At 67.3% G+C, this 18,545-nt stretch carries 17 protein-coding genes; 14 read left to right on the top strand and 3 right to left on the bottom strand.

Annotated elements, in window-relative coordinates; all coding sequences use genetic code 11:
• Positions 1 to 40: 40 nt before the first annotated feature.
• From ASE16_RS15380 to ASE16_RS15350, 7 genes are all read left to right on the top strand, one after another.
• Positions 41 to 1,405 carry an alpha-L-fucosidase gene (locus tag ASE16_RS15380; RefSeq protein ID WP_055896981.1) on the top strand — a complete coding sequence of 455 codons (1,365 nt, stop codon included), beginning with the start codon at positions 41 to 43 and terminating at the stop codon, positions 1,403 to 1,405.
• A 174-nt stretch (positions 1,406 to 1,579) separates the two neighbouring features.
• Positions 1,580 to 2,827, top strand: coding sequence for an ABC transporter substrate-binding protein (locus ASE16_RS15375; RefSeq protein ID WP_235500532.1), 1,248 nt, complete (start codon positions 1,580 to 1,582; stop codon positions 2,825 to 2,827).
• Between the two features lie 4 nt (positions 2,828 to 2,831).
• Positions 2,832 to 3,815 carry a carbohydrate ABC transporter permease gene (locus ASE16_RS15370; protein ID WP_055896977.1) on the top strand — a complete coding sequence of 328 codons (984 nt, stop codon included), beginning with the start codon at positions 2,832 to 2,834 and terminating at the stop codon, positions 3,813 to 3,815.
• Positions 3,805 to 4,695 (top strand): carbohydrate ABC transporter permease, encoded by an 891-nt coding sequence (locus tag ASE16_RS15365; protein ID WP_055896976.1) that lies wholly within the window; start codon positions 3,805 to 3,807, stop codon positions 4,693 to 4,695. Before ASE16_RS15370 ends, ASE16_RS15365 begins: the two co-directional genes overlap by 11 nt.
• Before the next feature lie 59 nt (positions 4,696 to 4,754).
• Complete coding sequence (locus ASE16_RS15360; RefSeq protein WP_055896974.1) at positions 4,755 to 5,879, top strand: mandelate racemase/muconate lactonizing enzyme family protein; 1,125 nt, start codon at positions 4,755 to 4,757, stop codon at positions 5,877 to 5,879.
• A gap of 14 nt (positions 5,880 to 5,893) precedes the next feature.
• Complete coding sequence (locus ASE16_RS15355; RefSeq protein WP_235500531.1) at positions 5,894 to 6,880, top strand: aldo/keto reductase; 987 nt, start codon at positions 5,894 to 5,896, stop codon at positions 6,878 to 6,880.
• Between the two features lie 55 nt (positions 6,881 to 6,935).
• The gene (locus ASE16_RS15350) at positions 6,936 to 7,649 is read left to right on the top strand and encodes a GntR family transcriptional regulator (RefSeq protein ID WP_055896970.1); all 714 of its coding nucleotides are present in this window, start codon (positions 6,936 to 6,938) and stop codon (positions 7,647 to 7,649) included.
• A gap of 55 nt (positions 7,650 to 7,704) precedes the next feature.
• Here ASE16_RS15350 and ASE16_RS15345 read toward each other — a convergent pair whose 3' ends face one another.
• Positions 7,705 to 8,601, bottom strand: a complete 897-nt coding sequence (locus ASE16_RS15345) for an arginase family protein (protein WP_162255982.1) — start codon at positions 8,599 to 8,601, stop codon at positions 7,705 to 7,707.
• A 141-nt stretch (positions 8,602 to 8,742) separates the two neighbouring features.
• On the opposite strand from ASE16_RS15345, the gene ASE16_RS15340 reads away from it, so the two are divergent.
• Entirely contained in the window at positions 8,743 to 10,035 is a 1,293-nt protein-coding gene (locus ASE16_RS15340; RefSeq protein ID WP_055898846.1) for an enolase C-terminal domain-like protein, read from the top strand.
• A 104-nt stretch (positions 10,036 to 10,139) separates the two neighbouring features.
• Here the strand turns inward: ASE16_RS15340 and ASE16_RS15335 are convergent, their stop codons facing one another.
• Together ASE16_RS15335 and ASE16_RS15330 are read right to left on the bottom strand one after the other, a co-directional pair.
• On the bottom strand, positions 10,140 to 10,889 hold the full coding sequence (locus ASE16_RS15335; protein WP_055896966.1) for an SDR family NAD(P)-dependent oxidoreductase: 750 nt from the start codon (positions 10,887 to 10,889) through the stop codon (positions 10,140 to 10,142).
• A 17-nt stretch (positions 10,890 to 10,906) separates the two neighbouring features.
• Positions 10,907 to 11,782 carry a fumarylacetoacetate hydrolase family protein gene (locus ASE16_RS15330; protein ID WP_055896964.1) on the bottom strand — a complete coding sequence of 292 codons (876 nt, stop codon included), beginning with the start codon at positions 11,780 to 11,782 and terminating at the stop codon, positions 10,907 to 10,909.
• 72 nt (positions 11,783 to 11,854) lie between these two features.
• Between ASE16_RS15330 and ASE16_RS15325 the strand changes: the two genes are divergently transcribed.
• The 6 genes from ASE16_RS15325 (at position 11,855) to ASE16_RS15300 (ending at position 18,413) form a co-directional block, all read left to right on the top strand.
• On the top strand, positions 11,855 to 12,202 hold the full coding sequence (locus ASE16_RS15325; RefSeq protein WP_055896962.1) for an L-rhamnose mutarotase: 348 nt from the start codon (positions 11,855 to 11,857) through the stop codon (positions 12,200 to 12,202).
• Positions 12,203 to 12,308: 106 nt separating this feature from the next.
• On the top strand, positions 12,309 to 13,499 hold the full coding sequence (locus tag ASE16_RS15320) for an ROK family transcriptional regulator (protein WP_055896960.1): 1,191 nt from the start codon (positions 12,309 to 12,311) through the stop codon (positions 13,497 to 13,499).
• A 132-nt stretch (positions 13,500 to 13,631) separates the two neighbouring features.
• Positions 13,632 to 15,179, top strand: coding sequence for a multiple monosaccharide ABC transporter ATP-binding protein (gene mmsA, locus ASE16_RS15315; RefSeq protein WP_055896958.1), 1,548 nt, complete (start codon positions 13,632 to 13,634; stop codon positions 15,177 to 15,179).
• A complete protein-coding gene (gene mmsB / locus ASE16_RS15310) occupies positions 15,179 to 16,522 on the top strand; it encodes a multiple monosaccharide ABC transporter permease (protein ID WP_055896955.1) in 1,344 nt (447 codons plus the stop codon). Before mmsA ends, mmsB begins: the two co-directional genes overlap by 1 nt.
• Before the next feature lie 70 nt (positions 16,523 to 16,592).
• Positions 16,593 to 17,684 (top strand): sugar-binding protein, encoded by a 1,092-nt coding sequence (locus ASE16_RS15305; RefSeq protein ID WP_055896950.1) that lies wholly within the window; start codon positions 16,593 to 16,595, stop codon positions 17,682 to 17,684.
• A 105-nt stretch (positions 17,685 to 17,789) separates the two neighbouring features.
• On the top strand, positions 17,790 to 18,413 hold the full coding sequence (locus tag ASE16_RS15300; protein ID WP_055896947.1) for a hypothetical protein: 624 nt from the start codon (positions 17,790 to 17,792) through the stop codon (positions 18,411 to 18,413).
• The last annotated feature ends 132 nt before the right edge of the window (positions 18,414 to 18,545 follow it).

Below are 18,545 nucleotides of genomic sequence, written 5' to 3'. Positions count from 1 at the left end.
TATAGGCAATAGCATCCCTACTCAAAGGAGAGTTCTCCCCGTGGATTCGACCCTCACCGCTCTACCCGACTCCTTCGTGCGTCCGAACGACTTCCAGCTCCCGGGAGGGGAGTGGTTCATCGGCGCAGGATTCGGTCTGTTCGTGCACTGGGATCACGCCAGCCAGCAAGGCATCGAGATCTCCTGGCCGCTCGTCGGCCGGTCCATCATCCCCGGCTCAGACGCGGTGGAGGACACCGTCAGCGTCGAGCAGTACCAGTCGACGGCGCCCACCTTCAATCCCGTCGAATGGGATGCGGTCGCCCTCGCCCGCCTCGCCAAGCGCGCAGGTGCGCGCTATGTCGTGTTCACCGCCCGGCACCACGCCGGGTACTCGATGTTCCACACCGAGCACTCCGACTTCGGCATCGAGCACTCGCCGTTCGGCCGCGACATCACCCGCGAGTTCGTCGACGCGATCCGCGCCGAGGGCATCCGGGTGGGCATCTACTACAGCCTCCCGGACTGGAACCACCCGGACTACCCCGCCTTCCAGGACAGCGACCGGCCGTACCCGCTCGAGCACTGGCCGGCGGCGGGAGACCCGGCGAACGCGGGCACACCGGTCGCCGACGACAAGCACCGCCGCCCGTCCCCGGAGGCCTGGGCGCGCTACCAGGACTACCTGCGCGGCCAGCTCACCGAGCTGCTGACGAACTACGGCACCATCGACCTGCTCTGGTTCGACGGCGAGTGGGAGCGCTCAGAGCCCGAGTGGGACAGTGCGGGCCTGCGCGCGCTCATCAAATCCCTGCAGCCGGATGTGGTCATCAACGACCGCCTGCTCGGCCAGGGCGACTACAAGACGCCGGAGCAGGGCTTCCCCGTCACGGCGCCGACCGGGCCGTGGGAGCTCTGCCTCACGATCGGTCAGATGTGGGCCTGGCGCCCTGGCGACACCAAGAGCAAGTCGACCACGTCGCTGGTGACCACTCTGATCGAGGTGGCGAGCCGCGGAGGCAACCTGCTTCTCAACATCGGCCCGAAGGGCGACGGCAGCCTCAATGAGTCGCAGGTGCAGACGCTGGACGAGATCGGCGGCTGGATGGATGCTCACGCCGAGAGCGTCGTCGGCGTCTCGCCGACCGTCGGGGTCGACTACTACGGTCCGTCGACCGCGCGTCCAGGCACGATCTATCTGCACCTGGTGATGCGGCCGATCGAGCAGGTGATCGTGCGCGGCATCCCTGTCGGCAGGGTGACGGGCATCCGGTTGCTAGCGACGGGCGAGCAGCTGCCGTACGAGGTCAATTACGAGGTGCACGAGCAGGCGTCGCGGGATGTGGAGCCGCTCGGCGAGCTCCTGATCCCGGCGCCGAGCGCATCCGGGGCCGTCGTCGACGTGATCGCGATCGACTTCGCCTGAAGGCAGACCCGGTCGACTACTTGACCTGCCGGGGCGCATCCGCTTATGCTCCCCATAACCTATATCAAAGACCCTATAGGATCGTGGATCTGGAGCCCGGGAGGGCACCTCCGCGAAACAGCAGGCTCAGTAGGCGATCACATTTTGATGAATCCAATGGAGGAGGCACAGCAAGTGACACCACGAAGCAAGCGCGCGGCGAGCAGGATCGGAACCGCAATCGTACTGGCAGGAGCGCTCACCGCACTCGCGGGATGCGCGGGCGGCGGAGGCGGGAACGCATCCGGTGGCCCCATCTCGATGTACACCTGGGTGAGCAGTCAAAGCGACCGCGACCAGTGGCAGGGCTTCATCGACCTCGGCAAGAAGGTCGACCCGAAGCTCGACGTGACCATCGACGGACCGAGCTTCAACGACTACTGGACGAAGGTCAAGACCCGTCTCAGCGGCTCCAACCCGCCCTGCCTGCTCACCACGCAGGCCGCGCGTGCACAAGAACTCGGCGGGCTGCTCATGCCGCTGAACGACCTGATCAAGAAGTACAAGCTCGACACCTCGGCGTTCGACTCGTCCATGCTCAAGGGCATGACGGTCGACGGCACCATCCGCGCCATCCCGTACGACGCAGAACCGATCGTCCTCTACTACAACGTGGATGCGTTCAAGAAGGCCGGTCTGGAGCTCCCGAGCACCACGTACACGCGTGAGCAGTTCCTCTCCGACGCGAAGAAGCTCACCACGGCCGACCACAAGGCGCTCGCCATCGAGCCCGGCTTCTTCATCCCGAACGCCTGGGCCATCGCCGACGGCGCTGAGGCGGTCAAGAACGGCAAGCTCGACCTGACCAACTCCAAGCTGGTCGACCAGGTGCAGTCGTACTTCGACCTGGTCAACAAGGAGGGCATCGCAGCGGCGCCGAACGCGGCGGACGGCTCCGACGTCGCCCAGGCGGCGTTCACCGGCGGCACGGCCGACATGCTGATCGAGGGGCCGTGGATGTACGGCACCTTCGCCAGCGCCGCCAAGTTCCAGATGGGCGTGACGATCGTCCCGTCCACCTCCGGCAAGGCGCACGGTATGACGGCGGGCTCCGGCTTCGGCATCGCGAAGAACTGCAAGGACCCGGACGGCGCGTTCAAGGCCATCCAGGCGATGACGGACACCAGCGTGCTCAAGGGCCAGGCGGAGAAGCGCGGCATCGTGCCCTCCCGTGCAGACGCCCAGTCGGCGTGGGCGGAGGGCAAGACGCCTGAGGCGGCCGCGGCCGTGCAGGCACTGCTCGGCAACGCAACGGCGCAGCTCACCACCCCCACCTGGAATCAGGTGGAGACCCTGTTCACCCAGTACGGCGTCGAAGGGTACCGCGGTGACAAGACGGCAAAGGACGTGATGAACACGATCCAGAACTCGGTGGGGCAGTAGCCGCATGGCTTCCCCGCTGATCACGGGCGCCGTCGTCTCGAAGGAGACGGCGGCGTCCGCCGCGCCCGAAACGAGGCCCTTCGGGGTCCCGCACCCCACCCCGCCTCGCGCGAACAAGAAGCGCAAGGGCGACGGTCTCGTCGCGCTCGCCTACCTGTGGCCGGGGCTTGCCGGATTCACCTTCTTCATCCTGGTCCCGCTGCTCGGCTCGCTGGTCATCAGCCTGTTCGAGTGGCCGCTGTTCGGCACCCCGACCTTCGTCGGCTTCGCCAACTACCAGAAACTGTTCTCCGACCCGACGTTCTACACGGTCCTGATCAACACGGTGATCTTCGCGTTCGTCTACACAGCGCTCAACCTGGTGCTCGCGCTGGCTGTCTCGCTGTGGCTGAACACGAGGATCAAGTTCTCCGGCTTCTGGAGGGTGATCTTCTTCCTCCCGGCCATCACGCCGATGGTCGCAAACGCTCTGGTGTGGCGACTGCTGCTCAGCGACAACGGCCTGGTGAACTCGGCTCTCGCGTCCGTCGGCATCCAGGGCCCCAGCTGGCTGTCCGATGCGTCGTTCGCCCTGTTCTCGGTGATCGCGATGTCGGTGTGGCAGTCGTTCGGCTACAACGTGATCGTGCTCTCCGCCGGTCTCGGCAGCATCCCCAAGGAGATCCTCGAGGCGTCCAGGATGGACGGCACCAGCGCCTGGCAGCGGTTGCGGTCGATCATCCTTCCGATGATCTCGCCCTCGCTGTTCTTCACCATGACGATGACCATGATCGGCGCGTTCCAGGTGTTCGTGCAGCCGCAGATCCTGACCCAGGGCGGCCCTGGCGAGTCGACGAACACGTTCGTGCTCTACCTGTACCGCAACGGCTTCGTGTTCGACAGGCTCGGCTACGCATCGGCGCTCGCCTGGATCCTGTTCATCGTCGTGATGCTCATCACCGCCCTGCAGTTCGCCGGGCAGAAGAAGTGGGTGAACTATGACAAGTGAGACGCTCGCACGCGACACCGTGACCCGGCGCAAGCCCAGGATGCGCCGCGCCCAGAAGGTCACAGCCACCAAGACCTGGCTCAACACCCTGGTGATGGCGATCGTGGCACTGGTGTTCACCTTCCCGTTCATCTGGATGTTCTTCTCGGCTCTCAAGCCGGAGTCCGAGGTGTTCTCGGCGAAGCCGTCGTTCATCGGCTCCGAGGTCAAGTGGTCGAACTTCGTGGACGCGTGGACCCTGGTGCCGTTCGGGCGCTTCATCTTCAACGGCTTCTTCGTCGCGATCATGGGCGCGCTGCTGTCGGTGATCGTCGCCGTGCTGTCCGCGTACGCGTTCTCCCGGCTTCGGTTCAAGTACCGCGACCGCATCTTCCTGCTCTACGTGCTGACGCTCGTTCTCCCGCAGGAAGTGCTGGTCGTGCCGCTGTTCATCATGATGAACCAGCTCGGTCTGGTCGACACGTACACGGCGCTGATCATCCCGTTCGCCTTCACAGCGTTCGGCACGTTCCTGCTGCGGCAGTTCTTCCTGACCATCCCGATCGAGTTCGAGGAGGCGGCGCTGATCGACGGCGCATCCCGGTTCAGGACCCTGTGGTCGGTGCTGCTCCCGCAGCTCACGGCCCCGCTGTCCGTGCTCGGGGTGTTCTCTTTCGTCGGCTACTACAACTCGTACCTCTGGCCGCTGATCATCATCAACAGCCAGGAGCTCGCGACCGTCCCGCTCGGCCTCTCGATGTTCACCGGGGAGCACGGCACCCAGTGGAGTCTGATGATGGCCGCGTCGACTCTCGCGATCATCCCGTCGCTCGTCATCGTGGCCGTGCTGCAGCGCCAGCTCATCAAGGGCGTCGCCCTCGGCGGCTTCGGCGGCCGGTGACCCGCGCGGAAACGCAGACGCGCAGCCGACCCGACCTACAATCCAGGAAAGCAGATCAGATGACCCTCGCACCGCCCATCGACCGCATCGCCGTGGACGGCACCATCGTCTTCGCCGAGGCGTGGCTGAGCGATCTCGAAGTGGAGACCGTCCGCACGGATGCTGTGCAGTCGTTCGTGAAGCAGGAGACGATCTTCGTGCGCATCCGGACCGCGGGGGGCGTGGAGGGCGTCGGCTACAGCTACACGATCGGCACCGGTGGCGGCGCGGTGCTCAGCCTGCTGCGCACCGGCCTGCTGGATGTGCTGCTCGGGATGGACGCGAACCGTCCGGAGGCCGTGTGGCGTGCGCTCTTCTCGTCGACCCGCGCCACCACGGTCGGGCTCATCACGTCGCTCGCGCTCGCGGCGGTGGACACGGCGGTGTGGGACGCGCGCTGCAAGGCCGCCGGTCTGCCGCTGTGGGTGGCGGCAGGCGGTGCGCGGCCGAGCATCCCGTTGTACGACACGGAGGGCGGCTGGCTGCACTTCACGACGGAAGAGCTGGTCGCGCAGGCCATGGAGTCGAAGGCGCTGGGGATGAACGGCGTGAAGATCAAGGTCGGCAAGCCGCGCGGGCACGAGGACTTCGACAGGCTCGCCGCCGTTCGGGATGCTGTCGGGCCTGGCATGGACATCATGGTCGACGCCAACCAGTCCATGACGGCGGCGGAGGCGATCCGGCGCGCCGCCCTGTTCGAGAAGCTGGACATCTTCTGGTTCGAGGAGCCGCTGCCGGCAGAGGATGTCGCAGGGCATCGCCGGCTCGCGGAGGCCACCAGCCTGCCGGTCGCGGTGGGGGAGTCGATCTACTCCGTCGGGCACTTCCGCGAGTATCTGCAGGCAGGCGCAGCCTCGATCGTGCAGGTGGATGTGGCGCGGGTCGGCGGCATCACGCCGTGGCTGAAGGTGGCGCACCTGGCGGAGGCGTTCAACGTGTCCGTGGCGCCTCACTTCCTGATGGAGCTGCACGTCTCGCTGTGCTGCGCCATCCCGAACGCGCTCTACCTGGAGCACATCCCGCAGCTCCGCGCCGTGACGCGCAGCGAGATGATCGTGAGCGACGGCGCCGGCGTCGCCCCGACCACGCCCGGCCTCGGCATCGAATGGGACTTCGACGCCATCGACGACCTGAGGGTCGGCTGAGCAGAATGGACATCGTGAACACCCTCACCGCATCCCGTGCATACGGCCGCAGCGGACTGACAGTCGGACCGATCGGCTACGGCGTCGCCGCCCTCGGTAACCTCTACCGCCCGCTCGCCGCCGACGTCTGGCCCGGAATCGTGCCCGCGGCGTGGGAGGCGGGCATCCGGTACTTCGACACGGCCCCGCACTACGGTCTCGGCCTGGCGGAGCAGCGCCTCGGCCTCGGGCTGCAGCAGTACGACCGGGATGCGTTCGTGCTGTCGACCAAGGTCGGCCGCGTGCTCGAACCCAACCCCGACTACCGCGACGGGGACACCGACATCGGCAACCTGTTCGCCGTGCCGTCGACCACGCGGCGGCGGATGGACTACTCGCGCGACGGCGTCCTCCGCTCGATCGAGGACTCGCTGACCAGGCTCGGCCTCGACCGCATCGACGTGGTGTTCGTCCACGATCCAGACGAGCACGAACGTGAGGCGCTCGATGGGGCGTTCCCCGCGCTCGACGAGCTGCGGTCGCAGGGTGTCATCCGGTCGTACGGCGCGGGAATGAACCAGTCGGCGATGCTCACCAGGTTCGTGCGGGAGACCGACCTCGACATCGTGATGTGCGCCGGCAGGTACACGCTGCTCGACCAGGCGGCCGAGCACGACCTGCTTCCCGCCGCCGCAGAGCGCGGCGTGTCCGTGGCGGTCGCAGCGGTGTTCAACTCGGGCATCCTCGCGACCGACCGGCCGATCCAGGGAGCGACGTACAACTACGGCACGGCACCGGATGCGCTGGTCGAGCGCGCCTCGAGGATCGCGGACATCGCGGCTCCGTACGGCGTGACCGTGCCCCAGCTGGCCGTGCAGTTCCCGCTGCGTCACCCGGCCGTCGCCACCGTCGTGCTCGGTGCTGACTCGGCCGACCAGATCACCCGCAACGCCGGGCTCGCGGCCGTTCCCGTGCCGGACGCGCTCTGGGCGGAACTCGCGGAGGCGGGGCTGCTGCCGTGAGAATCCTGCATCCTCTATCCTCTCTTTCGCTCCGACGAACCCCTACGATGTCTGCATGACCACCGAACCAGCACCTGGCGCGCACTTCCTCCCCGCGAGGAGGGCGCTCGCCGACGACGTGTACGACGCGGTTCTCGGACTGCTCATGGACCAGGTCATCGAGCCGGGAAGCCGGGCCAGCATCGACGGCATCGCCCGCCAGCTCAACGTCTCGCCCACTCCGGTGCGCGAGGCGCTCGCCAGGCTCGAGTCGGAGGGCCTGGTGGTCAAGCAGGCGCTCAAGGGCTACACCGCCGCGCCCCTGCTCGACAGCGAGGGCCTGCGCCAGCTCTTCGAGATGCGCCGCCTGATGGAGCCGTACGCCACCCGCAACGCGGTCGGCGAGCTCACGCCGGAGACGCTGGTCGAGCTCGAAGAGCTCTGCGATGCGATGCACGCCAGCGGCCAGGCGGCGCAGAGCGGCGACGACCGGTTCCGCGACTACAAGGACTTCGCCGACCAGGATGCGGCCTTCCACCGCATCATCGCCGAGCACTCCGGCAACGCGCTGCTCTCCGACGCCATCGCGCGGTTGCGCTCGCACATGCACCAGTACCGCATCTACTTCAAGCACGGCGTGGTCGACGAGACCTCCGGCGAGCACGAAGCTGTGCTCGAGGCGCTGCGCGCCGGGGACGCCGTCGCCGCAGAGAACGCGATGCTCGACCACATCACCAAGTCCTACCTGCGCATCTCGACGAGCCTGGAGCAGGCGGAGAAGGCGAGCTAGCTCAGAAGGGCTCGGAACGGATCGGGCTCGGGATCGGGCTCGGAACAGCCCTGGCTCAGAACAGCCCGGCCAACGCGTCGGCGAACCGGTCGATCGCGGCAGGGTCGCCAGCGGCACGGGTGGGGTTGAGCTCTCCGACCGAGAGGGCGCGGAAGCGGGGGTCGTGCGTGGCGACGCGGAGCGCATCCATTGCCTCGGCGAGGGTCGGGCCGGTGTTGCGGCCGCCGGTGTCCTCGGCGATAGGCGCGTCGGTGAAGTCGAGCAGGTCCACGTCGAGGTGCACGGCGAGCGGGCCGTCTGGGAGTGTCGAGACGGCGGCGCGTGCGGCCGCCGCTGGATCGTCGCGGAGCTGATCGGCGGTGGTCATCGTCAGCCCGAGCCCATCCCGGATGCGGCGCTCGCCGGGGGTCGCTGCGTCCGGGTCGATGCCGAAGAGGTGCAGCGAGGACGGCGCGAGGAGCGGAGATCGGCCGAGCGCATCCAGCAGTTCCGACGTCGCGCCTTCGACGCCGAGCAGGTGCGCGACGCCCATCCAGTCGAGCGCGCCGTCCGTGGTGGTGGCCGGGGTGTTGAGGTCGGAGTGGCGGTCGGCGTAGAGCAGGCCGGGTGCAGGGTCGTGCTCCGTGAGTGCCCGCATCACGCCGAGGGTGACCAGGCAGTTCCCGCCGAGCACGAGCACCGCGTCCGTCTGGGCGAGCGCGCGCTTCGTCGCCTCCGAGACGGCGAGGACCGACTCCGCCACCTGCCCGACATTCTGGGCCAGTGGATGCGCGCGGTCGGGCGTCCACACCTGCAGCGGGCCGTCCCCGCTGTCCAGTACGGCGATGCCGCGCGCGCGCAACCGCTCAAGGAGCCCGTGCTCGCGCAGCACGCGCGGCGCCTGCTCCTGGCCGGCCGCGTAGCTTCCGGCGCTCGAGGGAGCCCCGATGACGGTGAGTGTCTTCGCTGTCATGCGCTCCATCCTGCTCTCGTCGCGGCGTGGCTCGCCGACGGATTTGGGCAACGACTGGCGCACGTCTACCTATATCCAATAGGATGTTGGTTGGAAGCCCGACGTGATGGTGCGCTCGGCGACGGATGGGAAGGGATGCGCGTGAGCATCGTCACTGGATTCGAAACTCGAGACGTCCGGTTCGAGACGTCGGCCATGCTGGACGGCTCGGACGCGATGAATCCGGACCCGGACTATTCGGCTGCGTATCTCCGGATCACGACGGATGCTGTGGATGGCCATGACGGTCACGCGTTCGTGTTCACGATCGGCCGCGGCAACGATGTGCAGGTCGCCGCGATCGATGCAGTGGCGCACCGCGTGCTCGGTCGTGATGTCGAGGAGATCCTGGACGACCTCGGCGGGTTCTGGCGCGAGTTCGTCTACGACTCGCAGCTGCGCTGGCTCGGCCCGGAGAAGGGCGTGATGCACATGGCCATCGGTGCCGTGGTCAACGCGTTCTGGGACCTCAAGGCCAAGCGCGCAGGACTCCCGCTCTGGCAGCTGCTGGCCAGGATGACTCCGGAGCAGCTCGTCGACCTGGTCGACTTCCGTTACCTCAGCGATGCGCTCACCCGCGAGGAAGCGCTGGAGCTGCTCCGTGCCGCCGTCCCCGGTCGGGAAGAGCGGGAGGCGACGCTGCTCGCGCTCGGCTACCCGGGATACACGACCACGCCCGGCTGGCTCGGCTACTCCGACGACAAGCTGCGCAGGCTCGCCCGCGAGGCCGTGGAGGAGGGCTTCCAGCAGATCAAGCTCAAGGTCGGCGACAACCTTGCCGACGACGTGCGCCGGCTCGGCATCGCCAGGGAGACCGTCGGTCCGGACATCCGGATCGCGATCGACGCGAACCAGCGCTGGGACCGTGACCAGGCCATCGACTGGATCCGCGCTCTTGAGCCGTTCGACCTGGCCTGGGTGGAGGAGCCGACCAGCCCGGACGACATCCTCGCCCACGCGGCGATCGCCCGCGCTGTCGCCCCTGTCCCGATCGCGACGGGGGAGCACGGGATGAGCAGGGTGCTGTTCAAGCAGCTCCTGCAGGCGCAGGCGGCCGCGATCGTGCAGATCGACTCCACCCGCGTCGCCGGGGTCAACGAGAACATCGCGATCCTGCTGCTGGCAGCGAAGTTCGGGGTCCCCGTCTGCCCGCACGCGGGAGGTGTCGGCCTGTGCGAGGCGGTGCAGCACTTCTCGATGTTCGACTTCGTCGCCGTCTCCGGCAGCCAGGAGAACCGGATGATCGAGTACACGAAGCACCTCCACGAGCACTTCGTCGCCCCGGTCGAGGTCACCGGAGGCCGCTACCGCGCCCCGCTCACCCCCGGCACCGGCATGCAGATGCTCGACGCCTCCCTCGCCGTCCACACCTTCGCCGTCCCCGCCCCCCTCTGACCCCCCTCAGCCCCGTCCCAAGCAATCGAGCCGGGACTTATGCATACGCTCGACCGGCGTGTCGTGTGCATAAGTCCCGGCTCGATTGCTTCGGGGCGGGGGGGTCAGCGACGGGGGCGCAGGGAGTACATGCCGCCGTCGACGGCGAGGATGACGCCGTTGGTGGATGCGGAGCCCGGCGCGGCGAGGTAGGCGACCGCCTCCGCGACCTCCTGCGGCTGCACCAGGCGCCCGCTCGGCTGGCGTGCTGCGAGGGCGGCGCGCTCCGCATCCGGGTCGGTGGCCGAGTCGAGCAGACGCCCCACCCACGGGGTGTCGGCCGTGCCGGGCGCGACCGCGTTCACGCGGATGCCGAGCGGCAGGCAGTCGGCGGCGATCGCCAGGGTCATCGCCGAAACGGCGCCCTTGGACGCCGAGTACAGGACGCGCTGGGGGAGGCCGGCCCACGCCGCGATCGAGCTCGTCAGCACCACGGCGGGCGACGGAGACTCCTGCAGGTGCGGGAGGGCATGGCGGATGGTGCGGGCAGAGCCGATCACGTTCACGTTGAGCACGCGCATCCACTCGGCGTCGTCGTTGGCGAGCACGTCGCCCTGCGCGCCGATGCCCGCGTTGGCGACCACCACATCCAGTCGGCCGGCGTCCGCGATCACAGCCGCGATCGCGTCGCGCACGGAGTCGTCGTCGCCGATGTCGCACCGGATGCCCGTATGCGGCGCGGAGACCGCTGCGGCGTCGAGGTCGAGGGCGAACACCCTGGCGCCCCTGGAGGCGAGCTCGTCCGCGATGGCCCTGCCGAGCCCGGATGCGCCGCCCGTGACGGCCGCCACGAGTCCTTCGAAGTTCTGCGACACCGTTGTCTCTCCTTGTCTCAGTCGGCGGAGCGCACGGTGGTGCGCTGCTCGCCGAGTCCGTCGATGCCGAGTTCGACCACGTCGCCCGGCGCGAGGTACGGGAACCGGCCGGACAGGCCGACGCCCTCCGGGGTTCCCGTGTTGATCAGGTCGCCTGGTTCGAGCACCGTGAACCGGCTGAGCCGGTAGACGATCTCTGCGACGCCGAAGATGAGGTCGGAGGTGCTGGACCGCTGGCGCTGCTCGCCGTTGACCGTCGACCAGATGCCGAGGCCGGAGCCGTCGCCCACCGCGGCGGTCGGCACCAGCCACGGCCCGAGCGGGTTGAAGGTCTCGAAGCTCTTGCCCTTGCTCCACTGGCCGAGCGAGCGCTCCAGTTGGTATTCGCGCTCCGACACGTCGTTCGCGACGGCGAACCCGGCGATGCACTCCAGTGCTTCCTCCGGCGACGACAGGTAGCGCGCGCGCTTCCCGATCACCGCGGCGAGCTCCACCTCCCAGTCGGTGGTGGTCGATCCGGGAGGGACGAGCACGGTGTCGTACGGCCCGACCACGGTGTTCGGATGCTTGTAGAAGACGACGATGTCGGTGGGCGGCTCCGCGCCGGACTCTCGTGCGTGTGCTGCGTAGTTCATCCCGATGCAGATGACGGCGGTCGGCCTGGAGATCGGAGCGCCGACGCGCATCCCGGCCGGGTCGATCGTCGGCAGTTCGCCCGCGAGCGCTGCGGCGGATGCGCGCACCAGCCCGTCGGAGGCGAGGAACGCGCCGTCGATGTCGGCGGTGATCGGCCGCAGGTCCCAGCTCGTCGTGCCGTCACTGACGACGGGGATCTCCGCTCCTGGCTGGCCGAGTCGCTGGAATCGGGTCGGCTGGGTCGGCAGAGTGGGCATCGAGAGTCCTTTCGCTCGTCCCATGAACCCTATTACTATTTCCTATAGCATTCCAACCCCAGGGAGAATCCGATGCGCGTCGCACTGCATTCCATCGTCCGGGAAGGCCACGAGGCCGGGTACGAGGAGGCCCACGCCACCATCCCGGACGACCTCGTCGAGTCGTTCGCGCGCGTCGGCATCCACGACTGGACCATCTGGCGCAGCGGCCGCGATCTGTTCCACCTGGTCGACTGCGACGACTTCGCCTCGGCGATGGATGCACTCGACAGCGACGAGGCGAACGCCCGCTGGCAGGCCTTCATCGGCCCGTACGTCGACCACTTCGTGACCACAGGGGAGGGGCCGGCCGACATGGTCGTCGGCGAGGTCTGGAGCCTGTCCCAGCAACGGGATGCGCGGGGTTCCTCCACCCGCTGAGTCGGCCGCGTGCCGCTGCGTGAGAAACCTGAAGCGACCTTGTGCCCCAACCGTGGGGTTACGTTCACAACTTGACTACAAGGGTTCGCTCCTGCACCCTTATCGCATGACCGCCACTTCGGGCTCTCTCGTACGTGGCGCACGCAACCCCGGGTCGCAAGGCGCACTGAGGCACTTGAACCAGGAGCGGCTCTTCGAGTTCCTCCTCGCCAACGGCCCTGCCACCCAGGCGGAGCTTGCGCGCGGAACGGGACTGTCGACCGCCACCGTCTCGAACATCGTGCGAGACATGGCGGCGAAGGGCGTGGTCGCGACCAGCCCCGTCAACAGCGGAGGCCGCCGCGCCCTGCTCGTCCAGCTCACCGACACCGGCGATATCGCCGTCGGCGTCGACTTCGGGCGCCGCCACGTCCGCGTGGTGCTCGCGACCCTCGGATACGAGGTGCTGGCGGAGGAGGGCATCGCCCTGCCCCTCGGCTACGACGTGGATGCGAGCCTGCTCGCCGCCTCCGAGCTCATCGACCGGCTGCTGGTCGCCAACGGCTCCGCGCGCGAATCCGTCCTCTCCGTCGGCGTCGGAATCCCCGGCCCCATCGACCGCAGGACGGGAACCGTGCTGCAGGGCGCGATCCTCCCCGAGTGGGTCGGCGTCAACCTGCGCGACCTCGAGAACGCCTTCCGATTCCCCGTCGTTGTCGACAACGACGCCAACCTCGGCGCGCTCGCGGAGGTGACCTGGGGCGCCAACCGCGGGGTCCGCAACCTCATCTTCGTGAAGATCGGCTCCGGCATCGGCGCCGGGCTCATCCTCAACGGCCAGCCGTACTACGGCTACCTCGGGATCACGGGCGAACTCGGGCACACGCCGGTCACCGAGCACGGCGTGATCTGTCGCTGCGGCAACCGCGGCTGCCTGGAGACGGTCGCATCGACGACCGTGATGATCGAGTCCCTCGGCCGCGGCTCTGAAACGCAGGTGACCACGGAGGACATCCTCCGCAAGGGCATCGAGCGCGATCCTGCGACGCTTCGCGTCGTCGGGGACGCCGGGCAGGCGATCGGCCAGGCCATCGCCAACATCGCCAACGTGATCAACCCGGAGCTGGTGCTGATCGGCGGCCCGCTGGCCGGGCTCGGGGATGCGCTCCTCGACCCGATCCGGCACGGAATCCTGCAGAACGCGATCCCGGTGATCGGCGAGACGACCACCGTCCGGATGTCGTCGCTCGGCGACCGGGCGGAGTCCCTGGGGGCCGCCGCGCTGGTGATCCAAGCGTCTCTCGCCGGCCGCGAATAGCGCGGAACCCTGCCCACCGGATCAAGACCGTTATTTACTTGTTGTGTTCACTGTTTGACGCCAAGCCTGACTTTAGCGTTTACTACTTAGGCAGATGGTTCGCAGTTGAGCAACAAACCCGAAGGAGCGACGATGCCGTCGAACGCAGTCATCCTGGAGATGCGCGCGATCACCAAGGAGTTCCCTGGTGTGAAGGCACTCGAGGATGTCTCCCTCACCGTCAAAGCCGATGAGATCCACGCGATCTGCGGCGAGAACGGTGCAGGAAAGTCCACGCTGATGAAGGTCCTCTCCGGCGTGTACCCGTATGGGACGTACACGGGGGACATCGTCTACAACGGCCAGGAGATGCGCTTCAAGGACATCCGGTCCAGCGAGCACGAGGGCATCGTCATCATCCACCAGGAGCTGGCGCTCATCCCCGAGCTGTCGATCACCGAGAACATCTTCCTCGGCAACGAGCCGGGCCGCGGCGGCGTCATCAACTGGCGGGAGGCCAAGTCCCGCGCCACCGAGCTGCTCGCCCGCGTCGGCCTCAGCGACGACCCTGACACCCCCATCAAGAACATCGGCGTCGGCAAGCAGCAGCTCGTCGAGATCGCCAAGGCGCTCAACAAGTCGGTCAAGCTCCTCATCCTCGACGAGCCGACCGCTGCGCTCAATGAGGCGGAGTCGCAGCACCTGCTCGACCTCATCCTTGGCCTCAAGAGCAAGGGCATCAGCTCGATCATGATCTCCCACAAGCTCAACGAGATCGAGCGCGTGGCCGACGAGATCACGATCATCCGCGACGGCCGCACCATCGAGACCCTGAGCGTCAAAGCGGACGGCGTGGACGAGGACCGCATCATCCGCGGGATGGTCGGACGCACGCTCGAGAGCCGCTTCCCCGACCGCACCCCCAACATCGGCGAGACGTTCTTCGAAGTGAAGAACTGGGTCGTGCAGCACCCGCAGGTCGCCGACCGCCTCGTGGTCAAGGACTCCTCGTTCCACGTGCGCCGCGGCGAGATCGTCGGCTTCGCCGGCCTGATGGGCGCAGGGCGCACCGAGCTCGCGATGAGCGTCTTCGGCCGCTCGTACGGAAACTTCATCTCCGGCGAGATCTACAAGGACGGCAAGGAGATCCAGGTCCGCAACGTCAGCGACGCCATCGCGAACGGCATGGCGTACGTGAGCGAGGACCGCAAGGTGCTCGGGCTCAACCTCCTCGACGACATCAAGGAGTCGATCGTCTCCGCCAAGCTCCAGAAGATCTCGCGCTTCAACGTGGTCGACGACCAGCAGGAGTTCGCGATCGCGGAGGAGTACCGCAAGAGCCTGCGCATCAAGACCCCGGATGTGGAGCGCGGCGTCAGCACGCTCTCCGGCGGCAACCAGCAGAAGGTCGTCCTGGCCAAGTGGATGTTCACCGACCCGGACCTGCTCATCCTGGACGAGCCCACCCGCGGCATCGACGTCGGCGCCAAGTTCGAGATCTACGGCATCATCCAGCAGCTCGCAGCGCAGGGGAAGGGCGTCGTCGTCATCTCCTCCGAGCTCCCAGAACTCCTCGGCATCTCGGATCGCATCTACACGATCTTCGAGGGCCAGATCACCAATGAGCTTCCGATCGCGGAGGCCACCCCTGAAACGCTCCTGAAAAGCATGACATCCGCCAAGAAGAGGGTTGCCCGATAATGACCACACAGATTCCCGAAAAGAAGAAGTCCGGGGGTATCCGCGACCTCGCCAAGATGTTCGGCAGCGGCCAGTCCGCCGGTCGCCAGTTCGGCATCCTCGGCGCACTCGTCGTCATCGTCGTGTTCTTCGAGATCGCGACGGGCGGCAAGACGCTCGAGTCCGTGAACCTGATCAACCTGGTCAACCAGAACGCATACGTGCTCATCCTGGCGATCGGCATGGTCATGGTGATCATCGCGGGTCACATCGACCTGTCGGTCGGCTCTGTGGCGGCGGTGGTCGGCATCGTGGTCGCCAAGTCGATGACGGAGTGGCATGTCCCGTGGCCGCTCGCGATCATCCTCGGCCTCCTGATCGGTGTCGTGATCGGCGCCTGGCAGGGCTGGTGGGTCGCATACGTCGGCGTCCCCGCGTTCATCGTCACCCTGGCGGGCATGCTCATCTTCCGCGGCCTGAACCAGTTCATCGGAAACGCCAACACCATCCCGGTTCCCGACGGGTTCACCTTCATCGGCGGCGGCTTCCTGCCCGACTGGGGACCTGACTTCGGCTACAACAACTCCACCCTGCTCCTCGGTCTCATCATCGCGATCGTCGTCGCCGTGATGGAGTGGCGCACCCGTCGCAGCCAGACCAAGATGGGCTCCGAGAAGGCGCCGCTGTGGGTCAGCGTGTTCAAGGTCGTCGTGGTCGATGCCGTCGTCATCTACTTCGCGTTCGTGTTCGCCGGCGGTCGCATCGGCACCAGCTTCCCCGTATCCGGCATCATCCTCGGCGTCCTCGTGATCCTCTACTCGTTCATCACGCGCAGCACGATCTTCGGTCGCCACATCTACGCGGTCGGCGGCAACTGGCACGCCGCCGAGCTGTCCGGTGTGAAGATCAAGCGGATCAACTTCTACGTGATGATGAACATGTCCGTGCTCGCTGCTCTCGCCGGCATGATCGCGGTGGCCCGCTCGGTCTCCTCCGGACCGCAGGACGGTCTCGGCTGGGAGCTCGACGCCATCGCCGCCGTGTTCATCGGTGGCGCAGCGGTCTCCGGCGGTATCGGAACCGTCGCGGGCTCCATCGTCGGTGGTCTCGTCATCGCCGTCCTCAACAACGGCCTGCAGCTGCTCGGCGTCACCTCCGACAAGGTCCAGATCATCAAGGGCCTCGTGCTGCTGATCGCCGTCGGCATCGACGTCTACTCCAAGCGCCGCGGAGGTCCGTCTTTGATCGGCAGGATGTTCGGCGGCGGCAAGAAGCAGGCCGCGGACGCCATCGGCGCCGACCAGCCCGTGGTCATGCCGGACGCCGACTCCGCCGAGGCGAGCTCGCGCTCCCTGACCAAATAGCCAACCCCCCAAGACTTACCCGTCTGTTCCATCCCTGCACCACCTTCAACAAGAGAAAGTGAATCCACACATGCGCAAAATCGCACTCGCGACAGTGGCCGTCGCTGCTGCCGCCGCGCTGGCCCTCTCGGGCTGCTCGAGCCGTGGCTCGTCAGGCGACTCGACCGGAGCCGCCGGCTTCGACAAGGGCGCCACGATCGGCGTCGCCCTCCCGACTAAGACGTCGGAGAACTGGGTGCTCGCTGGCGACCTGTTCACCAACGGCCTCAAGGACGCCGGCTTCAAGGGCGACGTCCAGTACGCCGGTGGCTCTGGCGTCTCCGACCAGCAGTCGCAGATCCAGTCGATGATCACCAACGGCGCCAAGGTCGTCATCATCGGCGCCGTCGACGGTGGCCAGCTCGCCGCGCAGGCCAAGGCAGCGCACGACGCCGGCGCGACCGTCATCGCGTACGACCGCCTCATCCTCAACACGCCGAACGTCGACTACTACGTCGCGTACGACAACGAGAAGGTCGGCGAGCTCCAGGGCCAGGCCCTGCTCGACGGCATGAAGGCCAAGTACCCGGACAAGACCAAGTACAACATCGAGCTGTTCTCCGGTTCGCCGGACGACGCGAACTCGAAGGTCTTCTTCGACGGCGCCATGAAGATCCTGCAGCCGAAGATCGACGACGGAACGCTGACGGTCGTCTCCAAGCAGACCGACATCAAGCAGACCTCCACCCAGGGCTGGCTCCCGGCGAACGCGCAGACCCGTATGGACACCCTGCTCGCCGCGAACTACGGCTCGACGGAGCTCGACGGCGTCCTGTCGCCGAACGACACCCTGGCCCGCGCCATCATCACCTCGGTGCAGGGCGCTGGCAAGCCGGTCCCGATCGTCACCGGTCAGGACTCCGAGGCCGAGTCGGTCAAGTCGATCATGGCCGGCGTGCAGTACTCGACCATCAACAAGGACACCCGCGCGCTGGTCAAGCAGGCCATCGCGATGGTCTCCGACCTGCAGCAGGGCAAGAAGCCTGAGACGAACGACGACAAGTCGTACAACAACGGCGTCAAGGTCGTCCCGGCCTACCTGCTCACCCCGGTCGTCGTGACCAAGGAGAACGCGGCGGAGGCGTACGCCAACGACCCGACCCTTGAGCCGCTGACCAAGTAGTCACCAGCAGCGACACACGAAGCCGGACCCCTTTCGGGGTCCGGCTTTCGTGCTGTTCGGCCCGCGCGGTGCGTGCGAGGATGGGGAGCGTAGAAGGGGGAGGACGTGCTCGCGACCACCGCATCCCGTCGGGTCATCGCAGCGTGCAGCGCTGCCGTGGCCGTCGCCGTGCTGCTGACCGGATGCGTCTCGGGGCTCGGCGCCCGCCCGTCGGCACTGACGTTCGCAGACGGCGCGGCCCTCACCCAGGCGGACGCAGGAGCGATCTCGTTCTACACGGACCTCGACCGTGTCTCCGGCTGGACGGTCGAGCCGGGCGGGGACGCTTCGTACATCGAGTACCGCCAGCGCGGCACGGGATGCATCGTCAGCCTCGACCGCTTCGACGTCACGGACGAGGACTACGTCGTCGACCACGACGACGCCCGCTCCAGCGCCGCCCTCGTCGACGCGACGAGCGATCTCCACGAGAACCGCGCACTGCGCGCCGGCTCCGTCCTCGCCTTGAACGACACCGCGGCTTCCGGAAAAGGCAGCACCATGGATGTGCTGCGCATCGTCTACTCGCCCGTCGACTCCGGGGTCACCCTGCACGACGCTGCGCTGCTTCGCGTGTTCGCCGGCCCAGGGGTCGGGATGGTCGCGCAAGCGAGCTGCGCCACCGACAAGGCGCTCCGGGATGCGATGACGGTCCTCCGCCGACACGTCGCCTTCGTGGTCGAGCGGTAGGCATTCAGCGCGTGCCGACGTCGGCGAGCACCAGGACACAAGAATCGAGGCCGGTGCGTTTTGCCGCTCCGGCCTCGATCTGTGTTTCCCCCCGGTAGTTCGTCCCCCCGGTCGAACGCCTGAGACCAGGTT

The sequence above is a fragment of the Leifsonia sp. Root227 genome, from assembly GCF_001428745.1.
Classification (GTDB): Bacteria; Actinomycetota; Actinomycetes; order Actinomycetales; family Microbacteriaceae; genus Leifsonia.
The sequence above is the reverse complement of the archived record's forward strand: the minus strand, read 5'-3'. Positions and strand labels throughout refer to the sequence as shown.